The following is a 19,334-nucleotide window of genomic DNA, read 5'->3' as shown; positions in this document are numbered from 1 at the left end:
AAGACTACACTTTGATTCTGTTGATGATGAAAAGGAGCGCGTCGCGAGTATGCCACAAAACCAGCAAGGATTTTCAATAAAAGTCCTGACGATCAATACACACAAGGGTTTCGCCCCGTTTAATCGCCGCTTCATCCTGCCGGAATTACGCGAAGCCGTTCGTGCAACGGCGGCGGATGTGGTCTTTCTGCAGGAGGTGATGGGCACCCACGCCATTCATTCGCTTAACCATGAAGCGTGGCCTGCCTCCTCCCATTACGAGTTTCTGGCTGACACCATGTGGAATGATTATGCCTACGGGCGCAATGCCGTCTATCCGGAGGGCCATCACGGCAATGCGGTGCTGTCACGCTTCCCGATTACCAACTATGAGAACCGCGATATCTCGGTCGCGGGCAGTGAGAATCGCGGCATGCTGCACTGTCAGATCGCCCTGCCCGAGCCGCACGGTACACTGCATGTTATCTGCGTACATCTGGGTCTGAAGGAAGCCCACCGTGATGCGCAGATGAAAAAACTATGCGAAATGGTGACCTCTCTGCCGCCTGATGCCCCTGTTGTGGTGGCCGGTGATTTTAACGACTGGCAGCGACGTGCCAACGCCATTCTAAAACAGGGCGCAGGTCTGAAAGAGGTATTCAGCATGAAAACCGGACGCCCGGCGCGCACCTTTCCGGCACGCTTCCCTCTCCTGCGGCTCGACCGCATTTATGTGCGCAACGCCACCGTCAGTCATCCGTGGGCACTGCCGCGTAAACCCTGGTCACATCTTTCCGATCACGCGCCGCTGGCGGTGGAGATTCACCTATGAATTTTAACTGGCAGGACGGCAACCGGCTGCTGTTGCTGGAAAATGGCGAAGCGTTTTTCCCCGGGTTTTTGGCGCAATCCAGCGGGCAGAACGCACCGTGCTGATCGAAACCTTTATCCTCTTTGAGGATGAGGTGGGAAATGCCCTGCACCGGGAGCTGCTGGCGGCAGCCCAGCGGGGTGTCCGGGTAGAGATCATGGTCGATGGTTACGGCTCCGCCGAACTCTCTGATCAGTTCGTCAGCAGCCTGACCACTGCAGGGGTTCGCTTCATCTATTACGATCCCCGGCCGCTGGTGATGGGGATGCGTACCAACGTGTTTCGCCGTCTGCACCGCAAAACCGTGGTGGTGGATGACGTTGTGGCCTTTGTCGGCGGCATTAACTTCTCAGCTGAGCACAACACCGATTACGGCCCGGAGGCGAAGCAGGATTATGCGGTACAGGTCAAAGGGCCGGTGGTGGGCGATATCGCCCGCTATCTGCAGCAGGCGATCGGCAGCGAACAGCCTACCCGCCGCTGGTGGGGCGGGCGCTCTCATCGTCCGGCGGTAAACGCCACGCCCGGCGATGCGCAGGTGCTCTACGTCTACCGCGACAACGATGAGCATCGCGATGACATCGAAAAGCATTACATGGAGATGCTGCGCAAGGCGAAACGGGAAGTGATTATCGCCAACGCCTACTTTTTCCCCGGCTACCGGCTGCTGCGTGAGATGCGCAATGCCGCGCAGCGCGGCGTTCGCGTGAAGCTGATCGTTCAGGGCGAGCCGGATATGCCGATTGTGAAGGTGGGCGCAGAGCTGCTCTACAACTATCTGGTGGATGGCGGCGTCGAAGTCTATGAATATATCCGTCGTCCGCTGCATGGCAAAGTGGCGGTCTGTGACGACTACTGGGCCACCGTCGGCTCCAGCAACCTCGATCCGCTCAGCCTGTCGCTGAATCTGGAGGCTAACCTGATCATCCACGATCGCCCCTTCAACCAGACGCTGCGTGAAAATCTGGCGGCGCTGATAACCCACGACTGTCAGCGCGTGCAGGAGGATCGCCTGCCACCACGCAACTGGTGGCAGTTGAGTAAAAGTGTGGTGGTATTCCACTTTCTGCGTCATTTCCCGGCCATCGCGGGCTGGCTGCCCGCCCATACCCCGCGTCTGGCGCAGGTCGCCGCGCCGGTTCAGCCTGAAATAGAAACTCAGGATCGCATTGAAGCTGATAACCCGGGAGCGAAATCCTGATGGCAAAAAAACATCCACGCTGGCAACTCGCCAAAAAAATCCTCACCGTGCTGTTCTTCGTCGCGGTCGTGGTGCTGCTGGTGGTCTATGCCCGCAAAGTGAACTGGGAAGATGTTTATAACGTTATCGTCAACTACAACCGCTTTGTGGTGCTGACTGCCGCCGGCCTGGTGGTGGTGAGTTACCTGGTTTATGGCTGCTATGACCTGATAGGCCGCGCCTACTGCGGCCACAAGCTGGCGAAGCGACAGGTGATGCTGGTGTCGTTTATCTGTTACGCCTTTAACCTGACGCTGAGTACCTGGGTGGGCGGCGTCGCCATGCGCTATCGGCTCTACTCCCGGCTGGGGCTCGACAGCGGCACAATCACCCGCATCTTCTCCCTGAGCATCGCCACCAACTGGCTGGGCTATATCCTGCTGGCAGGCGTGGTATTCAGTGCGGGCATGGTGTCGATCCCCGGCGGCTGGTTTATCGGTGAAACCACGCTACGGCTGACTGGCGTCGTCCTGCTGGTGCTGGTGGCGGTCTATCTCTGGGCCTGTGCTTTCTCGAAGCAGCGCCGCTGGACGATAAAAGGTCAGACGCTGCAGCTGCCTTCACTGCGTATGGCGCTGCTGCAGTTCGCCGTTTCCTGTGCCAACTGGATGGTGATGGGTGCAATTATCTGGTTGCTGCTGGGACGTGACGTCGGATATCCGATGGTGCTGGGCGTACTGCTGATCAGCAGTATTGCGGGCGTCATTATTCATATTCCGGCCGGCATTGGTGTACTGGAAGCGGTATTCCTTGCCCTGCTCAGCGGTCAGCACGCTTCGCACGGCACCATTATTGCGGCGTTGCTGGCCTATCGCGTGCTCTACTTTATTCTGCCGCTGCTGCTGGCGCTGGTGCTCTATCTGGGGCTGGAGAGTCGGGCAAAGCATCTGCGTCAGAAGAACGAACAGAAGCTGCAGAAGTCGTAATAAAAAAGGGAGGCGCAGCCGGTGCGCCTCCCTTTTTGCATGACCACCTTAGCGGCGGTTGCCGAAGATTCGCAGCAGCATCAGGAACAGGTTGATGAAGTCGAGATAGAGCGTCAGCGCGCCCATAATCGAATAGCGACGCAGGTTTTCCGTGTCGCGGGCATCGATCTGCTCACCGATGTTTTTCAGCTTCTGCGTGTCATAGGCGGTCAGGCCGACAAACACCACCACCCCAATATAGGTAATTGCCCACATCAGCGCCGGGCTTTTCAGCCAGAAGTTCACCAGCGACGCCAGCAGAATACCAATCAGCGCCATAAACAGCAGGCTGCCCAGGCGGGTCAGATCGCGTTTAGTGGTGTAGCCGTAAAAGGTCATCGCCCCAAACATCCCCGCCGTGACGAAGAAAGTGCTGGCGATAGAGGAGTAGGTATAGACGAGGAAGATGCTGGCCATCGTCAGGCCGGTCAGCGCTGAATAGAGCATAAACAGCCCGGTTGCCAGCGCCCCGCTCAGACGATGAACCATGCCGGAAAGGACAAACACCAGCGCCAGCTGCGCGATAATCAGCCCGAAGAAGGTGATGCGGTTAGCAAACACCAGCTCCATCACCGCTGGCGTACGGGCCGCAAACCAGGAGACAAACGCCGTCAGTAACAGACCACAGGTCATCCAGCCATAGACCTGCGCCATATAGGCCTGCAGCCCGCGCGAGGCGGGTTGAACGATAGAATCATTTCGTGGATATCGGTCCATGATGCACCTCTTGTTAAGATAAGAACGCGCTTCCCGCAGGAAGCCGGTTTACTGCGGGGCCGCCAGGGTCAGCCTCCACGGTCTGGACGACCGGAAGCGGCTGAGCGCGGAACAGAACGGCGGCCATCTGCCGCGCCTGCCGGCACCGTCTCTAAGTGTGGCACAGCTCAGCTCAACTGCGCCACAACCTGCCGCTTAGCGCCGCGACAGACACTGCTGATAACGACTGTCGACGCGCTGCGCAAACCACGCCGTGGTGAGGTTACGGGTGATTTTCGGGCTTTCGAGCTTAATGCCCGGCAGCATTTCGCGCGGTAACCGGCGGCCGGCCATCTTATCCGCCAGGGTAAAGACCTGTTTCCAGAGCGTACTGTCGCTGAAACTTTCCTTATCCCCCTTTTCCAGATCGCGACGAATCGCGCTGTTGCTCATATCAATCTGCTTCGACAGCGTCCGCACCGCCAGCTCCGTGCTGCCCGCCGCATCCGATCCATAGAGGATCAGATCGCCATCCAGCGCCAGCTTCATCCCGGTCGCGCGCGCCACCGCCGCCTGGAACGCCGCGTTGCGGCTTGCATACCAGCCCGCATTGAAATCGGCGAAGCGATAGAGCGGCTGGGTATAGTCCGCCGGGTAACCGAGCAGATGCATCGTACCGAAGTAGATCCCGCCGTGACGGGTAAAGACTTCGCGCCGGATGGTGCCATCGACGGGCCACGGATAGCCTTTGGCATGCGCTTCGGCAAAGGCAATGCTGACCTGCATCGGTCCGCCGGTGTGGATCGGGTTGAGATGACCAAACAGCGTCTGGCCCATCGGCACTATATCGATCAGGTCGTCAAAAATCGCGCTCAGCTCTTTTTCACTGCGCACTTTATCCAGCCGGGCGGCGTAGCTCTCGCCGGTCGGCGATTTAATCTGCAGCGCGGTGCGCACCAGGAAGGCGGGGACGTGTACTTTTGCCGCCCGGCGGTCGATCTCACCCCAGGCGATCTTTGACAGGCCCGGCACGGCGGCTTCGGCGCTGAAGTTGCTCTCCTGATCCGCGACGGCGATCACCGCACAGAGATTGCTGACGCTGGGATCGATCTGCTGCGTGCGGAAGGTGGTGTAGATGTCGTCGCGCCACGCCGCTTTATTGCTGACGTGCGGTGGCAGCAGCCGCTGGATCTGCGCTTTGACATCGTCGGGCTGCCGGACCGGGGCCTCAGGCGTTTTTTTGCTGCTACAGCCTGCCAGCACCAGTGCGGCGACCAGCGTCAGACGTTGCAGAATCGGAGTGAATGACATACCTGTCCTCAGAATTGACGAAAGCCCTACTCTATCATCGCCCGCGCTGCGCAGGCAGGAGAGAACTGAACTAAGGTTAGCTTTTTTAACGGTAAAGGAACTGACGATGTTTAAACTCTGGCCAGCTGCGGCGTTCAGCCTGTTATTAACCGGCTGTGGCGCCAGTAATACGCCCGCGCAGGTGCACTCACCGGGTGCACCCACCTCCTCCTCACTTAAAGTGCTGGAAACCGGTGCCAGCGTACTGCAGTCGCGTCCGCCGATTGAGGCCATTAACACTTACCTTGATGGCTTCCATTTTTACAACGGTGATAAAAACGGCCAGATGGAGGCGCACCATTATGTCACCGTGCTGAATGATGACGTGATGCAGGCGGTGATTTACGACGGCAACACGCGTGACGCGCGGCTGATGGGGGTTGAATACATTATCAGCGAGCGGCTGTTTAAAACGCTTCCGCCGGAAGAGAAGAAGCTCTGGCACAGCCACCAGTATGAGGTGAAATCGGGCACGCTGATTGCGCCCGGCTTACCGCAGGCCGCCGATCACGCTCTGATGACGCGCATCGTCAACACCTATGGCAAAACCTGGCACACCTGGCACACCGATCGCGATAAAACGCTGCCGATCGGCATTCCGGCGCTGATGATGGGTTTTACCGCGGATGGGCAGATGGATTCACGCCTGCTGGCCGATCGCGATCGCCGCTTTGACGTGGATACTAAAGCGATCCGGGCAGGACGTGCAGATATCGTCGCGCATCCGGCGGCCGCGGGGGCCAATGCCTGGCAGCAGGGTCAGGTGATTCAGCTAAAACGCACAGAGGGCGGCGGTGAGCACAGCCATGGTCAGACCGGTTTTGGCCCGGCAGAGCAGCTCAGACAGCCTTAAAATACTAAGCAGGCTGGCGTGACCGCTCAGCGGGCAGCTCACGCGTCCCGCGGAATCCGACGGCTTACTCCCAGCGCTGGGCGGCCTGATGGTCGCTGTCGCGGGCGTCCACCCAGCGGTCACCCTGCTCAGTGGCTTCGCGTTTCCAGAACGGCGCGCGGGTCTTCAGGTAATCCATGATGAACTCTGCGGCAGAAAAGGCGCTGCCGCGATGGGCACTGGTGACGCCCACCAGCACGATCTCATCGCCAGGAAACAGCTCACCGACACGGTGGATCACCATGACGCGCTGCAGCGGCCAGCGTTCACGCGCTGCCCCGACGATCTCCTGCAGCGCCTTCTCGGTCATGCCGGGATAGTGCTCCAGCGTGAGCGCGGCGACATCATCGCCCAGATTATGGTTGCGGACTTTGCCGGTAAAGGTCACAACCGCCCCATCCTCATCACAGGCCGCCAGCCAGCGGTAGGCCTCCGCCATATCGAAAGGCGCAGGGCCAACCCGAATCTGCGTTTCCATCTCAGCCTCCGGTCACAGGCGGGAAAAAGGCGACTTCATCCCCGTCATGCAGAGGATGGCTCATCGGCACCAGCGTCTGATTCACGGCAGCCAGCAGCTTGCCCGACGCCAGCGCCAGCGCCCAGCGGTCATCCCGATCGGCCAGCGCAGCGCGCAGCGAGGCCACATCCGGATAGTCCGCAGCCACCTCAAGCGACGCCGTGCCGGTCAGTTCGCGCACCTGGGCAAAAAACAGCACGTTAATCATGCGTCACCGCCTGAAAATCGCCACTCTTGCCGCCGCTTTTACTAATCAGACGCAGCTGGTCGATGACGATGTCCTTCTGCACCGCTTTGCACATGTCGTAGATGGTCAGCGCGGCCACCGAGGCGGCCGTCAGCGCTTCCATTTCCACGCCGGTCTTGCCGGTCAGACGGCAGAGGGAAGTGATGCGCACCCGGCTGTGTGCCGGTTCCGCCTCCAGATTAACTTCCACCTTGCTCAGCATCAGTGGGTGACAGAGCGGGATCAGCTCCCAGGTGCGTTTTGCGGCCTGGATACCGGCAATGCGCGCAGTAGCAAAGACATCCCCTTTGTGGTGACTGCCTTCCATAATCATCTGCAGCGTCTCCGGCTGCATCAGCACCCGTACTTCGGCCCGGGCTTCGCGCACGGTGTCCGCTTTGGCGGAGACATCCACCATGTGCGCTTCGCCCGCCGCGTTAATGTGTGTGAGTTGAGACATACGTTCCGTTCTTATCGATTCTTCAGATGTGAGACAAAATTGCAGGGCGCGGTCCGCGCGTCGAGCTGATCCGCGATAATCCGCTCCCAGGCGGTGCGGCAGGCGCTGGTGGAGCCTGGCACGGCCAGAATCAGCGTCCCGTTAGCCAGACCGGCAACGGCACGCGACTGCAGCGTCGAACCCCCGATCTCCTCATAGGAGATCATCCGGAACAGCTCGCCAAACCCCTCAATTTCGCGATCAAACAGTGGCAGCAGCGCTTCCGGCGTACTGTTTTTCAGGTTAAAGCCGGTTCCGCCATTGATGATCACCACCTGCACATCGTCACTGGCGATCCAGCGCGACACCGTGGCGCGAATACGATAAAGATTTTCCGGCACGATGGCGTGATCGACCACGTCATGGCCCGCTTCCGCAGCGGCGGCGCGCAGATAGTCGCCGGAGGTATCGTTAGTGGCATCGCGACGATCGGAGACCGTCATCACCGCAATCTGCACGGCCTGAAATTCGCTGGCGGATTTACCCATACTTCCTCCTGAAATTAGCCACCAATGTAAGAGAGATTCTGTGTGATGCCGGTGTTGCCCTGATGCAGGAAATGCGTCTGCTTTTTCTGCCCCAGGCTGCTGGCAATCCGCGCCTGCAGTTCAGCCTGCTGATCGTCCGATGCCAGCAGATCGCGCAGCGGCACGCCGCCGTCGCCAAACAGGCAAAGGTGCAGATTGCCCTGCGCTGACACACGCAGGCGATTACAGCTGGCACAGAAATCTTTGGCGTAAGGCATAATCAGGCCAATTTCGCCGACATAGTCGGGATGATAAAAGACCTGCGCCGGGCCATCACTGCGCCCGCTTTCGCGACGCTGCCAGCCCTGAGCGATCAGCTGATCGCGGATCACAGTGCCGGAAACGTGCTGATCGCGGAACAGCGTGCCGCCGTCGCCGGTCTCCATCAGTTCGATAAAGCGCAGCTGGATCGGTCGGGTGCGGATCCACGCCAGAAAGGTGGCAAGATTACGGCTGTTAAGGTCGCGCATCAGCACGCTGTTGACTTTGACCTGGCGGAAGCCGGCGTCCAGCGCCGCATCGATGCCGCTCATCACCTGATGGAATTTATCCTGACCGGTGATGGCGTGAAACTGACGGGCATCCAGGCTGTCGACACTGACGTTGAGCGCGGTGAGCCCCGCCTCGCGCCACTGCTTCACATCACGCGCCAGCCGGTAACCGTTGGTGGTCACCGCAATCTGACGAATCGCGGCGTTTTCACGAACGGCCGCAATGATATCGGTGAAGTCGCGGCGCAGCGACGGTTCGCCACCGGTCAGCCGCACTTTTTCCGTCCCGGCGGCGGCAAAAGCGCGCGTGACGCGACGGATTTCATCTAATGAGAGAAAGCTTTTGTTACGAATTCCCTGCGGTTTGTAGCCGTCAGGAAGACAGTAGGTACAGCGGAAATTACAGACATCCGTGACCGACAGGCGCAGGTAATAGAACTTACGCGCGTATGCATCAGTAAATTGTGACACCAGAACACCTTTCCAGATTGGGAGATGCAGTCATTTCTTCCTGCACCCTGGCAGCTCAGAGGCTACGGCCTGAACCCCCTATCCGCAGACGTAGGCATTCAGGCTTGAGTGTACGCTGACCCGTTGATCAGCGCGGTAACCATGATGGTAGCGTGATTTACGCCACTCTTCCATGTGCTGTTTTCGCTATATAATCTTATACATACCGAATTTTCACCGCATTTTCGCGACAGGATACGTTAAAATAACCGCCAGATTTTGACGCAAGTCATCCACGCGGGCTTAGCGATTAGAGCCTCGCCACGCGAACGGATTTTAAGGAGAAGTATGAATCGCACACTGGCCGATCTTGATCGCGTTGTGGCACTGGGTGGCGGGCACGGTTTAGGCCGCGTCATGTCTGCCCTCTCCCCGCTGGGCTCGCGTCTGACCGGGATCGTCACCACCACCGATAACGGCGGGTCAACCGGCCGTATTCGCCGCTCCGAAGGCGGTATCGCCTGGGGCGACATGCGCAACTGTCTTAATCAGCTGATTGCCGAGCCCAGCGTCGCGTCGGCGATGTTTGAATACCGTTTCTCCGGCAATGGCGAACTGGCCGGACATAACCTCGGCAACCTGATGCTGCGGGCGCTGGATCAGCTGAGCGTGCGTCCGCTGGAAGCGATAAACATTATCCGCAATCTGCTGAAGGTGGATGCCTTTTTAATCCCGATGTCCGAGCAGCCTGTGGACCTGGTGGCGATGGACGCCGAAGGCAACATGGTTTACGGCGAAACCGCGATCGACGAGATGAAGCAGCCGCCGCAGGAGCTGATGCTGCATCCCAATGTGCAGCCCACTCGCGAGGCGCTGCAGGCCATCGCTGAGGCAGATCTGATACTCATCGGGCCTGGCAGCTTTTACACCAGCCTGATGCCGATCCTGCTGATGGAGGAGATGGCACAGGCGCTGCGTCGCACGCCTGCGACCATGGTATTTATCGGCAATCTGGGCCGTGAACTGAGCCCGGCCGCCGCCAGCCTGACGGTCGCCGATAAGCTGCAGATGATGGAGCGTTATATCGGCAAGCGGGTGATTGATGCCGTGGTAGTCGGTCCCGCGGTAGCGACCCATGGCATTGAGAACCGCCTGATTGTTCGTGAACCGCTGGAGGCCGCCGACATCCGCTATCGTCACGACCGCCAGCTGTTACGGGTGGCGCTGGAACACGCCATTCAGGGCGTTTAACCGCGTTACGAGGCCGCAATAAACAGCGTGCGCAGCTCATGCAGCTGATCGCGCACGCTGGCCGCCTGCTCGAACTCCAGGTTCTGCGCATGCTGCTGCATCTGCCCTTCCAGTTCGTGGATCTTCTTCTGCAACGCCTGCGGCGTTAACGTCAGCAGATCGGCCTGCGCCTGTGCTTCGCCAGGACGGGCCGGCTTGGCTTTGCCGCGTGTTTTCACCACGTTGTTGCCGAGTTCCAGAATATCGGTGATCTTCTTGTTCAGGCCCTGCGGTACGATGCCATTCTTCTCGTTGTGCAGTTGCTGCTTCTCACGGCGGCGTTCAGTTTCTTCGATGGCACGCGCCATCGATGGCGTGATTTTATCGCCGTAGAGAATCGCCTTGCCGTTGACGTTTCGCGCCGCACGACCAATGGTCTGGATCAGCGAGCGTTCAGAGCGCAGGAAGCCCTCTTTGTCCGCATCCAGAATCGCCACCAGCGACACCTCCGGCATATCCAGCCCCTCACGCAGTAAGTTGATGCCCACCAGCACATCAAACTCCCCCAGACGCAGGTCGCGGATAATCTCCATACGCTCAACGGTGTCGATATCCGAGTGCAGATAGCGCACCTTCTCGCCGTGCTCAGTCAAATATTCGGTGAGATCTTCCGCCATGCGTTTGGTCAGCACCGTCACCAGAATACGCTCGTTGATCGCGACGCGCTGACGGATCTCTGACAGCAGATCGTCGACCTGCGTGCCCACCGGACGCACTTCGATAATCGGATCCAGCAGGCCGGTCGGACGTACCACCTGATCCACCACCTCGTTGCCCGATTTCTCCAGCTCATATTTGCCCGGCGTCGCCGAGACATAGATGGTCTGCGGGGCCAGCGCCTCAAACTCTTCAAACTTCATCGGACGGTTATCGAGCGCCGACGGCAGGCGGAAACCATATTCCACCAGCGTCTCTTTACGCGCCCGGTCGCCTTTATACATGCCGCCAATCTGCGGGATCGTGACGTGGGACTCATCCACCACCAGCAGGCCATCGGCGGGCAGGTAGTCAAACAGCGTCGGCGGCGCTTCACCCGGTCCGCGCGCGGACAGGTAGCGCGAATAGTTTTCGATGCCCGAGCAGTACCCCAGCTCACTCATCATCTCCAGGTCAAACTGGGTTCGCTGGGTAATGCGCTGCTCTTCCAGCAGTTTGTTGTTCTCCAGCAGCACCCGGCGGCGGTCCGCCAGCTCCACTTTGATCTCCTCCATCGCCTGCAGGATGCGTTCGCGCGGCGTCACATAGTGCGTTTTGGGGTAGATCGTGAAGCGCGGCACCACCGAATCAACCTGGCCGGTCAACGGGTCAAACAGTGACAGCCGCTCCACCTCTTCGTCGAACAGCTCGACCCGCAGGGCGATATCGTCCGATTCCGCCGGGAAAATGTCGATCACCTCGCCGCGCACCCGGAAAGTACCGCGCTGGAATGCCTGGTCGTTGCGGGTGTACTGCAGCTCGGAGAGGCGACGCAGGATGCTGCGCTGATCGATGATCATGCCACGGGTCAGGTGCAGCATCATTTTCAGATAGAGATCGGGATCGCCCAGACCATAAATCGCCGAAACCGAGGCCACCACGATGACATCGCGCCGCTCCAGCAGCGCCTTGGTTGCCGAGAGACGCATCTGCTCGATGTGTTCGTTCACCGACGCATCTTTTTCGATGAAGGTATCGGAGCTGGGCACGTAAGCTTCCGGCTGATAATAGTCGTAGTAGGAAACGAAAAACTCCACGGCGTTATCCGGGAAAAACTCTTTCATCTCGCCGTAGAGCTGGGCCGCCAGCGTCTTGTTCGGCGCCAGCACCATGGTCGGACGATTAAGGTCGGCAATCACGTTGGCGACGGTGAAGGTCTTACCGGAACCGGTCACCCCCAGCAGCGTCTGATGGGCCAGTCCATCCTCCAGCCCCTCTTCCAGGCGACGGATCGCCTCAGGCTGATCGCCCGAAGGTTTAAAGGCGGAGTTTAATTTAAAGGCTTTACTCATGAATGCAGTTCCTGCTGGAGAAATCGGCGGGCAGGCACTTATTTTACTCTGCTATGGTGATTTTGCCAGAAAAAAATACTGGATATAAAAACAGTAATGGTGCAATGTGGAGGCGAAAGGCGCGATCATCGCCGCCCCGGCAAAGACGCTGACACGATGCAAAGTTTGTTGCGCAAGGTTATCCCCAGGTGAGGATCGGATTTAACATTTGTCAATAGAGCGTCATAAAATTACAGTCTGGTTACCTGACAGAGAATTCTCAGGCTTGTTTTTTGATAAATAATTGATTTTATTAGCTTAAGGCTATGAGGCCAGATTCTCATCATTATGTTACCAGGCCCCGTATTTCCTCGCTTCCAACTGGTTTTCATGACCTAATGCACAAGGTTATCCACAGGAATGGTGGATAAGTGACGGCAGCCCCGCCGCCATCAGCTGTGTATAATTTTTCCCTGCCCGCCCGCGGCCCCGAAAATAATTTTTTTTGCGTTAAATTTCGCGCGGGTCAGTGACGGATAATTCTGCAATTTTGCGCTGTCGCCTGGCCCGTCACGCAAAATTTCGCCAATCCACTAAGATTCTTAATCGGATGTCCTGCTTCTTCACCGCCCGCCTGCACCAGAAACAGTGCTTCGCAGCACTGCAAAAGTGCAGGCGCGTGGTTGCCGTGGGAAATTGATAAGTTTTTCTCACCTTTCTTCTCTGAAGCAGGCCGCCGCTGCCGCAAAACAGGGCCATTTTCAGATCTGGCCTGGTAATTGCAGTATCTCATCGCGTCACCGGAACCTGTGCGCGCGAAGCGGCAATGGCAAGACGACCGTTGCTAATGACTGGGTTGCCAGACGACAGAGAGCGGAAGCAATCAGGCTAATGATCGGGAAGGAGAGTGTCAGATGCTGAGTTTACGTTCGGTCAACCAATTTTACGGTCAGAACCATATTCTGTGGGATGTGGACCTGGATCTGTCGCCTGGCACCTGCACCGGCATTCTGGGTCGGCCTGGCATGGGCAAGACCACGCTGGTGAACTGCATCATGGGCAGGCTGCCGATTAACAGCGGCTCCATCTCCTGGAAAGAGGATGGCTCACCGCCGGAAGATCTGCTGCTGCAACCTGCTGAACAGCGGGCGCAGATGGGCATCGGCTATGTCCCGCAGGGGCGTCATATTTTTACCCAGATGAGCGTGGAAGATAACCTCCTGATTGCCTTGCTGGCGGGTGCCAGTCAGCAGGAACGCCATCGCGCTATCCCTGAAATGGTTTTCGACCTTTTTCCTGCGCTCTATTCACTGCGCCAGCAACGCAGTGGCGATCTGCCCATCGATCAACAGCAGCAACTGGCCCTGGCGCGGGCGCTGGTGTTGCAGCCAAAGCTGCTGATTCTGGATGAGCCGACCGACGGCATGTCGCCGTGGCTGGAAGAGGAGATGGGCAACCTGATCCGCCGGCTTAACCTCGACTATGGGCTGACTATCCTGCTGCTGGAGCAGCGTCTGTCACTGATCCGCCGGGTGGCTGACTACTTTTTGCTGCTGCACCGTGGCCGCAACGTGGCGCAGGGCAGCATGGCGCAGCTTGACGACCATACCGTCGATAAATGGCTGACCGTGGCCTGACGCTGAGTCCCTGTCACGGCAGGCGTCAGGATTATAGGCAGCGCGCAACAACCTGACGTTCAGGCTGGTGAGCATTGCACAGGCTCAGACTGATTGAGCAAAAGCCTGTGTGGCCAGTTTTTTTACGCCGGCAGCGTCAGGTAGTGTCCACAGGATGCCTGCTGCGCCGCATCGGTGAGATACGGAATGGTGCCCAGACAGGGCGCAGGCAGTCGCTGCTTCAGGCTGCTGAGATATTCCTGATAGCGTTTGCCCGGCGGCTCGACGGTGTTGGCGATCCAGCCCACCAGCGGCAGGCCGCGCGCCCGTATCGCCTCGGCGGTGAGCAGGGCGTGGTTAATGCAGCCCAGCTTAATTCCCACCACCAGAATCACCGGCAGCTGTTCGCTGACCACCCAGTCCGCATAGGTGTGCGTTTCGGACAGCGGTGTGTACCAGCCACCCGCGCCCTCCACCAGAATCCAGTCCGCCAGCGGCTCCAGCGCCGCCAGTCCCGCCGACAGGGCCAGATGGGTGATCGGCCTGCCCTCTTCGGCGCTGACGATGTGCGGCGAGGTGGGCTCCATAAACGCCATCGGATTGACCTGCTGATAGGTCAGCGACACATTACTGTAGCGCTGCAGCGCCAGCGCATCGCTGTTACGGATGCCGTCCGGCGTCAGCTCACAACCGGAGGCCACCGGCTTGTAGCCCGCGCAGCGGTAGCCTGCCGCGGCGGCGGCCTGCAGCAGCGCGCCGCTGGCGACCGTTTTACCGACTTCGGTGTCAGTTCCGGTGATAAACAGGCGTTTCATGATGTACTCACTCCATAAATTAAATGGTAACTCAGGCGATAACCGTGCCGATCGCGCGGCCAGTGCGCCTCGAGCTGGCTGAGCCGTTGTCGGGTTAAGATCTGGCCGTCGCGCCCCTGATGCAGATGGGTTGCCCCAATCCCCTTCAGGGAGCGCATCGCGCTGAGCGCGTCAGGAAAGTGCAGCGTCACCCGGCCGGAGGAACAGCAGAGTTGCTGAGCGTGACAGGCTGCGGCAATCTGCGGCTCGCTAAGAAAGCGGTTGGCGTGCGGCATGGCATCCAGATGCGACCAGGCCTCATGCACTTCCTGCAGCGACCCATCGCCCAGGGTAGAGAACAGCAGCGTGCCGCCGGGCCGGAGTACCCGCCGGAACTGACTCAGTGCGCCGGGCAGATCGTCACTCCACTGCACCGCCAGATTGCTCCACACCACATCCATCGAGTTCTCCGCCAGTGGCAGCGCATCGATGTCCCCGACCAGATAGTGCTGTGCGGCATCATTGTCCCGCGCCTGTTGCAGCATCTGTACAGAGAGGTCCAGCGCCGTGACCTGTTTGCCGCGTTCACGCCACAGCCGGCTGTACCAGCCGGTACCGCAGCCGGCATCCAGCAGGTGCAGGCCGCTCTGCGCGGGCGCACGCGTCAGCAGCGCCTCCCCGCTGAGGCGCTGGAGCGCGGCGTGCGCATCGTATCCTGCCGCCGCCCGGCCAAAGGCGCGTGCCACTGCCTGCTTATCAACCCGCAGCGTCATGCAGCGCCTCCAGTAAGCGATCGATATCGTCCGGGCGATGCGCCGCCGTCAGGGTGATACGAAGCCGCGCCGTGCCAGGTGGCACGGTAGGCGGCCGGATGGCACTGACCCAGCAGCCCGCCTCCGCCAGTCGCCGGGAGAGCGCCAGCGCGGCGCTGTTTTCGCCCACCCGCAGCGGCTGAATCGCGCTGGCTGAGGGCATCAGTTGCCACGGCAGCGACGCCGCCCCACGCCGGAAATGCGCAATGTTCTGCTGCAGCTGCTGACGCAGTGCGTCGCCCTGCTGAATTTCGCGCAGCGCCGCCTGCAGCGCGACCGCCTGGGCTGCGGGCATCGCCGTTGAGTAGATGAGATGACGGCTGAACTGTAAAAAATAGTCGGCGGTGTCGGCATCGCAGAGCAGCGCGGCTCCGCTGACGCCAAACGCCTTGCCAAAGGTGACCACCAGCAGCTCCGGTTTAACGCCCTGCTGCCAGCAGCTGCCGCGCCCCTGTTCGCCCACCACGCCGATGCCGTGCGCATCATCCACCAGCAGCCAGCCACTGGCCTGCTGCGTCTGCTGCGCCAGGGCGGCCAGCGGCGCGCTGTCGCCATCCATGCTGAAGATGCCTTCCGTCACCACCAGCGTCTCGCCAGCACAGGGAGCGGCGAGCCGTGCCGCCAGGCTCTCCGGCGCGTTATGGGTGAAACGTCGCAGCTGAGCCGGGCTGTGGCTGGCGGCGTCGAGCAGCGACGCGTGGCTGAGCCTGTCCGCCAGGATGCGGTCATCCTTTTCGCCCAGCAGATGAATCACCGCCTGATTCGCCGCAAAACCGGAGATAAACAGCAGCGCCCGGTCGTAGCCGAGCCACGACGCCAGCTCCGCCTCCAGATCGGCATGCTGGTGGTGATACCCGGTGACATGCCCCGAGGCGCCCGCGCCCGCGCCTGCCAGCGCCGCGCCCTGCTGCCAGGCGGCGATCACCGATGGATGCCGGGTTAAGCCAAGGTAGTCATTGCTGGAGAAGTGAAGATAGTCACGGCCACCGCTCCGCAGCGTGCGGGTCGACTGCTGCTCGATGACCCGACGCTGCCGCCAGCCGTCCGCCGCACGGCGCTGCGCCAGCGCCTGCCGGACTCGTTGCTGCCAGCTCATTACAGCGCCGCGTTGTAGAACTGTTCAGTGTCGGCATGGAAGAGCTGCTCACTGAGCGCCTGCGCCTGCTGCTCATCACCGTGAGAGGTATGCGTATGCTCCGGGTTCAGCCCCAGTTTGCGGAACAGTACGCGGTCTTTATCCTCTTCCGGGTTCGGCGTAGTCAGCAGTTTGCAGCCGTAGAAAATTGAGTTAGCCCCGGCCATAAAGCACATCGCCTGGGTCTGCTCGCTCATCTGTTCACGGCCCGCCGACAGACGGACGTGTGAGGTCGGCATCATGATGCGCGCCACCGCGATGGTGCGGATAAAATCGAACGGCTCCACATCCTCGTTATCGGCCAGCGGTGTCCCTTTGACCTTGACCAGCATGTTAATCGGCACGCTCTCCGGCGGCGTTGGCAGATTGGCTAACTGCACCAGCAGCCCGGCGCGGTCGTTTACGGTTTCGCCCAGGCCGACGATGCCGCCTGAACAGACTTTAATGCCGGCATCGCGCACTTTACCCAGCGTGTCCAGACGCTCCTGATAGCTGCGGGTGGTGATGATAGAGCCATAAAATTCCGGCGAGGTGTCGAGGTTATGGTTGTAGAAATCCAGGCCTGCGCCCGCCAGACGCTGCGCCTGCTGCTCGCTGAGGGTGCCCAGCGTCATACAGGTTTCCATCCCCATCGCTTTCACGCCTTCCACCATCTTTTCCAGATAGGGCATGTCGCGCTCGTGCGGGTTTTTCCACGCTGCGCCCATGCAGAAACGGGTCGACCCGGCAGCTTTGGCCTGACGGGCTGAGGTCAGGACCTCCTCGACTTCCATCAGACGTTCCGACTCCAGGCCGGTCTTGTAGCGCGCGCTCTGCGGGCAATATTTGCAATCTTCCGGACAGGCACCGGTTTTGATCGATAAAAGGGTGCTGACCTGCACCTGGCGCGGATCGAAGTGCTCACGATGCACCTGCTGTGCTTTAAACATCAGTTCAAGGAAAGGTGCGTCAAACAGGGCTTGCGCCTGTGCAATTGTCCAGCGTTGAGCCATTACTTACTCCAGAAAAGGGTGTCATCCCGACGAAAAGCAGGGTTATACTTGTAAACTATATTTTTTTATTTTGGTTTACAACTCCGATGACTACCCCCGTTTTTTCCGCAGACGATGCCCGCTTTGACCGCCAGCATATCTGGCATCCCTACACCTCGATGCAGGATCCGCTGCCCTGCTTTCCGGTGGTCGCCGCCCAGGGTTTTCAGCTGCAGCTGGCCGACGGGCGCGAGCTGGTGGACGGCATGTCCTCGTGGTGGGCGGCCATCCACGGCTACAACCATCCGCGTCTGAACCGGGCGCTGACGGCGCAGGCTTCGCAGATGTCGCACGTCATGTTTGGCGGCATTACCCATCCGGCGGCGGTGGCGCTCTGCCGCCAGCTGGTGGCGATGACACCCGATCCGCTGGAATGCGTCTTCCTGGCCGATTCCGGTTCGGTGGCGGTTGAAGTCTCGATGAAGATGGCGCTGCAATACTGGCTGGGACGGGGCGAAACCCGCCAGCAGTTCCTGACGCTGAAACGCGGCTATCACGGTGATACCTTTGCCGCGATGTCGGTGTGCGATCCTGAAAACTCAATGCACAGTCTGTGGCGCGGGTATCTGCCCGAACATCACTTTGCCACGGCCCCGGCCTGCGGCTTTGATGAGGCGTGGAACCCGGCCGATTTCGACGATTTCGCCCGGCTTATCGACACGCATCACCAGCAGCTGGCGGCGGTTATCCTGGAGCCGATTGTGCAGGGCGCAGGCGGCATGCGTCTCTATCATCCGCGCTACCTTCAGCAGGTGCGGGAGGCGTGCGACCGCTACGGCGTGCTGCTGATTGCCGATGAAATCGCCACCGGTTTTGGCCGCACCGGCAAACTGTTTGCCTGTGAACATGCGGATATCACGCCGGATATTCTCTGCCTCGGCAAAGCCCTGACCGGTGGCATGATGACACTCTCCGCCACGCTGACAACCCGCGAGGTGGCCGACACCATCAGCCGCAGCGCCGCTGGCTGCTTTATGCATGGTCCGACCTTTATGGGCAATCCGCTGGCCTGCGCGGTAGCCGCAGAGAGCCTGACCATGCTGGCGGAGGGGCACTGGCAGCAGCAGGTGGCGCGTATCGAACAGCAGCTGCGGGCTGAACTGCTGCCGCTGCGCAGCTCACCGCAGGTGGCGGATGTGCGCGTACTGGGTGCCATTGGCGTGGTGGAGACGCATCAGCCGGTCAATATGGCGGCGCTGCAGCAGTTCTTTGTAGAACAGGGTGTCTGGATCCGGCCTTTTGGCCGGCTTATTTACCTGATGCCGCCCTATATCATTACCCCGCAGGCGCTGAGTCAGCTGGTGCAGGCCATTGGCGGCGCACTGGAACATGCGCACCATTTTAGCGGCTGAGGCGGGTGGCCCCCTGGCACAGATGGCGCTTTTGGTTATGATGAAAGACTATTCATCGACAATCGAGGAGATGTGATGCGCATTGTGAGTCAGGATTTTAATGACGGCGAGAAGATGCCTGAAAAGCATGTTTTCAACGGTATGGGGTATCAGGGCGAGAATATCTCTCCTCATCTGGCCTGGGAAGGGGCACCCGAAGGCACCAAAAGTTTTGTTGTCACCTGCTACGATCCTGATGCGCCGACCGGCTCCGGCTGGTGGCACTGGGTGGTAGCCAACATTCCGGCCAGCACCACGTCGCTGCCGCAGGGCACCGGTTCAGGCAAGGCTTCACTGCCTGCAGGCGCGATCCAGACCCGTACCGATTTCGGTCAGGCGGGCTACGGTGGCGCCGCGCCGCCGCAGGGCGAAACCCATCGCTATATCTTCACCGTCCATGCACTGGATGTGGAGACGATTGAGGTGGATGAGGGTGCCAGCGGCGCGATGGTTGGCTTTAATGTGCATTTCCACGCGCTGGCGAGCGCCTCGCTGACCGTAAACTATCAGTAATTCAGCCGGGAACAGGGCTGGAGGAGGAAGGTACCGCGAGCCAGAAATGGCGATTTGGGCGTCTGAATCTGCCGTTATTCGC

General features: G+C 59.8%; 20 protein-coding genes, 1 pseudogene and 1 riboswitch. Of the genes and pseudogenes, 8 read left to right on the top strand and 13 right to left on the bottom strand.

Annotation, left to right across the window (positions count from 1 at the left end):
• Positions 1-49: 49 nt before the first annotated feature.
• The 3 genes and pseudogenes from ACLHDD_RS03210 to ACLHDD_RS03200 all read left to right on the top strand — a co-directional run bounded on the left by ACLHDD_RS03210 (position 50) and on the right by ACLHDD_RS03200 (position 3,016).
• Positions 50-811 (top strand): endonuclease/exonuclease/phosphatase family protein, encoded by a 762-nt coding sequence (locus ACLHDD_RS03210; RefSeq protein ID WP_427102908.1) that lies wholly within the window; start codon positions 50-52, stop codon positions 809-811.
• A pseudogene (gene clsB / locus ACLHDD_RS03205) lies at positions 808-2,051 on the top strand (cardiolipin synthase ClsB). The gene ACLHDD_RS03210 and the pseudogene clsB overlap by 4 nt, the downstream one beginning before the upstream one ends.
• Positions 2,051-3,016, top strand: coding sequence for a lysylphosphatidylglycerol synthase transmembrane domain-containing protein (locus ACLHDD_RS03200; RefSeq protein ID WP_427102907.1), 966 nt, complete (start codon positions 2,051-2,053; stop codon positions 3,014-3,016). Before clsB ends, ACLHDD_RS03200 begins: the two are co-directional and overlap by 1 nt.
• A gap of 48 nt (positions 3,017-3,064) precedes the next feature.
• Here the strand turns inward: ACLHDD_RS03200 and ACLHDD_RS03195 are convergent, their stop codons facing one another.
• A complete protein-coding gene (locus tag ACLHDD_RS03195; protein ID WP_427102906.1) occupies positions 3,065-3,772 on the bottom strand; it encodes a Bax inhibitor-1/YccA family protein in 708 nt (235 codons plus the stop codon).
• 195 nt (positions 3,773-3,967) lie between these two features.
• Positions 3,968-5,062, bottom strand: a complete 1,095-nt coding sequence (locus tag ACLHDD_RS03190) for a DUF1615 domain-containing protein (protein ID WP_427102905.1) — start codon at positions 5,060-5,062, stop codon at positions 3,968-3,970.
• Between the two features lie 106 nt (positions 5,063-5,168).
• On the opposite strand from ACLHDD_RS03190, the gene ACLHDD_RS03185 reads away from it, so the two are divergent.
• Positions 5,169-5,954 (top strand): OBAP family protein, encoded by a 786-nt coding sequence (locus tag ACLHDD_RS03185; RefSeq protein ID WP_427102904.1) that lies wholly within the window; start codon positions 5,169-5,171, stop codon positions 5,952-5,954.
• Positions 5,955-6,018: 64 nt separating this feature from the next.
• Here ACLHDD_RS03185 and moaE read toward each other — a convergent pair whose 3' ends face one another.
• The 5 genes from moaE to moaA all read right to left on the bottom strand — a co-directional run bounded on the left by moaE (position 6,019) and on the right by moaA (position 8,727).
• Entirely contained in the window at positions 6,019-6,471 is a 453-nt protein-coding gene (gene moaE, locus ACLHDD_RS03180; protein ID WP_427102903.1) for a molybdopterin synthase catalytic subunit MoaE, read from the bottom strand.
• A 1-nt stretch (position 6,472) separates the two neighbouring features.
• Positions 6,473-6,718 carry a molybdopterin synthase sulfur carrier subunit gene (moaD, locus tag ACLHDD_RS03175; protein WP_427102902.1) on the bottom strand — a complete coding sequence of 82 codons (246 nt, stop codon included), beginning with the start codon at positions 6,716-6,718 and terminating at the stop codon, positions 6,473-6,475.
• Positions 6,711-7,196: a cyclic pyranopterin monophosphate synthase MoaC gene (moaC, locus tag ACLHDD_RS03170; protein ID WP_427102901.1), complete on the bottom strand. Its 486-nt coding sequence runs from the start codon at positions 7,194-7,196 to the stop codon at positions 6,711-6,713. Before moaC ends, moaD begins: the two co-directional genes overlap by 8 nt.
• Positions 7,197-7,207: 11 nt before the next feature.
• On the bottom strand, positions 7,208-7,723 hold the full coding sequence (gene moaB / locus ACLHDD_RS03165; protein ID WP_427102900.1) for a molybdenum cofactor biosynthesis protein B: 516 nt from the start codon (positions 7,721-7,723) through the stop codon (positions 7,208-7,210).
• Between the two features lie 14 nt (positions 7,724-7,737).
• The gene (gene moaA, locus ACLHDD_RS03160) at positions 7,738-8,727 is read right to left on the bottom strand and encodes a GTP 3',8-cyclase MoaA (RefSeq protein WP_427105159.1); all 990 of its coding nucleotides are present in this window, start codon (positions 8,725-8,727) and stop codon (positions 7,738-7,740) included.
• Positions 8,714-8,847, bottom strand: a riboswitch (molybdenum cofactor riboswitch). (Overlaps the previous gene by 14 nt.)
• A 204-nt stretch (positions 8,848-9,051) precedes the next feature.
• Between moaA and ACLHDD_RS03155 the strand changes: the two genes are divergently transcribed.
• Positions 9,052-9,954: a gluconeogenesis factor YvcK family protein gene (locus ACLHDD_RS03155; protein ID WP_427102899.1), complete on the top strand. Its 903-nt coding sequence runs from the start codon at positions 9,052-9,054 to the stop codon at positions 9,952-9,954.
• Positions 9,955-9,959: 5 nt separating this feature from the next.
• Here ACLHDD_RS03155 and uvrB read toward each other — a convergent pair whose 3' ends face one another.
• The gene (gene uvrB, locus ACLHDD_RS03150) at positions 9,960-11,981 is read right to left on the bottom strand and encodes an excinuclease ABC subunit UvrB (protein WP_427102898.1); all 2,022 of its coding nucleotides are present in this window, start codon (positions 11,979-11,981) and stop codon (positions 9,960-9,962) included.
• Between the two features lie 505 nt (positions 11,982-12,486).
• Positions 12,487-12,753: a hypothetical protein gene (locus ACLHDD_RS03145; RefSeq protein ID WP_427102897.1), complete on the bottom strand. Its 267-nt coding sequence runs from the start codon at positions 12,751-12,753 to the stop codon at positions 12,487-12,489.
• A 121-nt stretch (positions 12,754-12,874) separates the two neighbouring features.
• Between ACLHDD_RS03145 and ACLHDD_RS03140 the strand changes: the two genes are divergently transcribed.
• Positions 12,875-13,597 (top strand): ABC transporter ATP-binding protein, encoded by a 723-nt coding sequence (locus tag ACLHDD_RS03140; protein WP_427102896.1) that lies wholly within the window; start codon positions 12,875-12,877, stop codon positions 13,595-13,597.
• 122 nt (positions 13,598-13,719) lie between these two features.
• Here the strand turns inward: ACLHDD_RS03140 and bioD are convergent, their stop codons facing one another.
• Genes bioD through bioB form a run of 4 tightly spaced genes read right to left on the bottom strand, consistent with a single transcriptional unit; the run spans position 13,720 to position 17,309 of the window.
• The gene (bioD, locus tag ACLHDD_RS03135) at positions 13,720-14,391 is read right to left on the bottom strand and encodes a dethiobiotin synthase (RefSeq protein WP_427102895.1); all 672 of its coding nucleotides are present in this window, start codon (positions 14,389-14,391) and stop codon (positions 13,720-13,722) included.
• Entirely contained in the window at positions 14,388-15,143 is a 756-nt protein-coding gene (gene bioC, locus ACLHDD_RS03130; RefSeq protein WP_427102894.1) for a malonyl-ACP O-methyltransferase BioC, read from the bottom strand. The genes bioD and bioC overlap by 4 nt, the downstream gene beginning before the upstream one ends.
• Positions 15,127-16,278, bottom strand: coding sequence for an 8-amino-7-oxononanoate synthase (bioF, locus tag ACLHDD_RS03125; RefSeq protein WP_427102893.1), 1,152 nt, complete (start codon positions 16,276-16,278; stop codon positions 15,127-15,129). Before bioF ends, bioC begins: the two co-directional genes overlap by 17 nt.
• Positions 16,278-17,309 carry a biotin synthase BioB gene (gene bioB / locus ACLHDD_RS03120; RefSeq protein WP_427102892.1) on the bottom strand — a complete coding sequence of 344 codons (1,032 nt, stop codon included), beginning with the start codon at positions 17,307-17,309 and terminating at the stop codon, positions 16,278-16,280. Before bioB ends, bioF begins: the two co-directional genes overlap by 1 nt.
• Before the next feature lie 86 nt (positions 17,310-17,395).
• Between bioB and bioA the strand changes: the two genes are divergently transcribed.
• Both bioA and ACLHDD_RS03110 read left to right on the top strand, forming a co-directional pair.
• Positions 17,396-18,700, top strand: coding sequence for an adenosylmethionine--8-amino-7-oxononanoate transaminase (gene bioA, locus ACLHDD_RS03115; protein WP_427102891.1), 1,305 nt, complete (start codon positions 17,396-17,398; stop codon positions 18,698-18,700).
• 75 nt (positions 18,701-18,775) lie between these two features.
• Positions 18,776-19,252, top strand: coding sequence for a kinase inhibitor (locus tag ACLHDD_RS03110; protein WP_427102890.1), 477 nt, complete (start codon positions 18,776-18,778; stop codon positions 19,250-19,252).
• Positions 19,253-19,334 lie beyond the last annotated feature (82 nt).

This window comes from Pantoea sp. NSTU24 (assembly GCF_050157905.1).
Lineage (GTDB): Bacteria > Pseudomonadota > Gammaproteobacteria > Enterobacterales > Enterobacteriaceae > Pantoea.
Note: the sequence above shows the minus strand (reverse complement) of the source record. Positions and strands in the feature narration are given on the sequence as shown.

Excerpts from the sequence above, each read along its gene's own strand:
- ACLHDD_RS03210 (WP_427102908.1), top strand. The coding sequence starts at position 50 with ATGCCACAAAACCAGCAAGGATTTTCAATAAAAGTCCTGACGATCAAT.
- ACLHDD_RS03200 (WP_427102907.1), top strand. The coding sequence starts at position 2,051 with ATGGCAAAAAAACATCCACGCTGGCAACTCGCCAAAAAAATCCTCACC.
- ACLHDD_RS03195 (WP_427102906.1), bottom strand. The coding sequence starts at position 3,772 with ATGGACCGATATCCACGAAATGATTCTATCGTTCAACCCGCCTCGCGC.
- ACLHDD_RS03190 (WP_427102905.1), bottom strand. The coding sequence starts at position 5,062 with ATGTCATTCACTCCGATTCTGCAACGTCTGACGCTGGTCGCCGCACTG.
- ACLHDD_RS03185 (WP_427102904.1), top strand. The coding sequence starts at position 5,169 with ATGTTTAAACTCTGGCCAGCTGCGGCGTTCAGCCTGTTATTAACCGGC.
- moaE (WP_427102903.1), bottom strand. The coding sequence starts at position 6,471 with ATGGAAACGCAGATTCGGGTTGGCCCTGCGCCTTTCGATATGGCGGAG.
- moaD (WP_427102902.1), bottom strand. The coding sequence starts at position 6,718 with ATGATTAACGTGCTGTTTTTTGCCCAGGTGCGCGAACTGACCGGCACG.
- moaC (WP_427102901.1), bottom strand. The coding sequence starts at position 7,196 with ATGTCTCAACTCACACACATTAACGCGGCGGGCGAAGCGCACATGGTG.
- moaB (WP_427102900.1), bottom strand. The coding sequence starts at position 7,723 with ATGGGTAAATCCGCCAGCGAATTTCAGGCCGTGCAGATTGCGGTGATG.
- ACLHDD_RS03155 (WP_427102899.1), top strand. The coding sequence starts at position 9,052 with ATGAATCGCACACTGGCCGATCTTGATCGCGTTGTGGCACTGGGTGGC.
- uvrB (WP_427102898.1), bottom strand. The coding sequence starts at position 11,981 with ATGAGTAAAGCCTTTAAATTAAACTCCGCCTTTAAACCTTCGGGCGAT.
- ACLHDD_RS03145 (WP_427102897.1), bottom strand. The coding sequence starts at position 12,753 with ATGAGATACTGCAATTACCAGGCCAGATCTGAAAATGGCCCTGTTTTG.
- ACLHDD_RS03140 (WP_427102896.1), top strand. The coding sequence starts at position 12,875 with ATGCTGAGTTTACGTTCGGTCAACCAATTTTACGGTCAGAACCATATT.
- bioD (WP_427102895.1), bottom strand. The coding sequence starts at position 14,391 with ATGAAACGCCTGTTTATCACCGGAACTGACACCGAAGTCGGTAAAACG.
- bioC (WP_427102894.1), bottom strand. The coding sequence starts at position 15,143 with ATGACGCTGCGGGTTGATAAGCAGGCAGTGGCACGCGCCTTTGGCCGG.
- bioF (WP_427102893.1), bottom strand. The coding sequence starts at position 16,278 with ATGAGCTGGCAGCAACGAGTCCGGCAGGCGCTGGCGCAGCGCCGTGCG.
- bioB (WP_427102892.1), bottom strand. The coding sequence starts at position 17,309 with ATGGCTCAACGCTGGACAATTGCACAGGCGCAAGCCCTGTTTGACGCA.
- bioA (WP_427102891.1), top strand. The coding sequence starts at position 17,396 with ATGACTACCCCCGTTTTTTCCGCAGACGATGCCCGCTTTGACCGCCAG.
- ACLHDD_RS03110 (WP_427102890.1), top strand. The coding sequence starts at position 18,776 with ATGCGCATTGTGAGTCAGGATTTTAATGACGGCGAGAAGATGCCTGAA.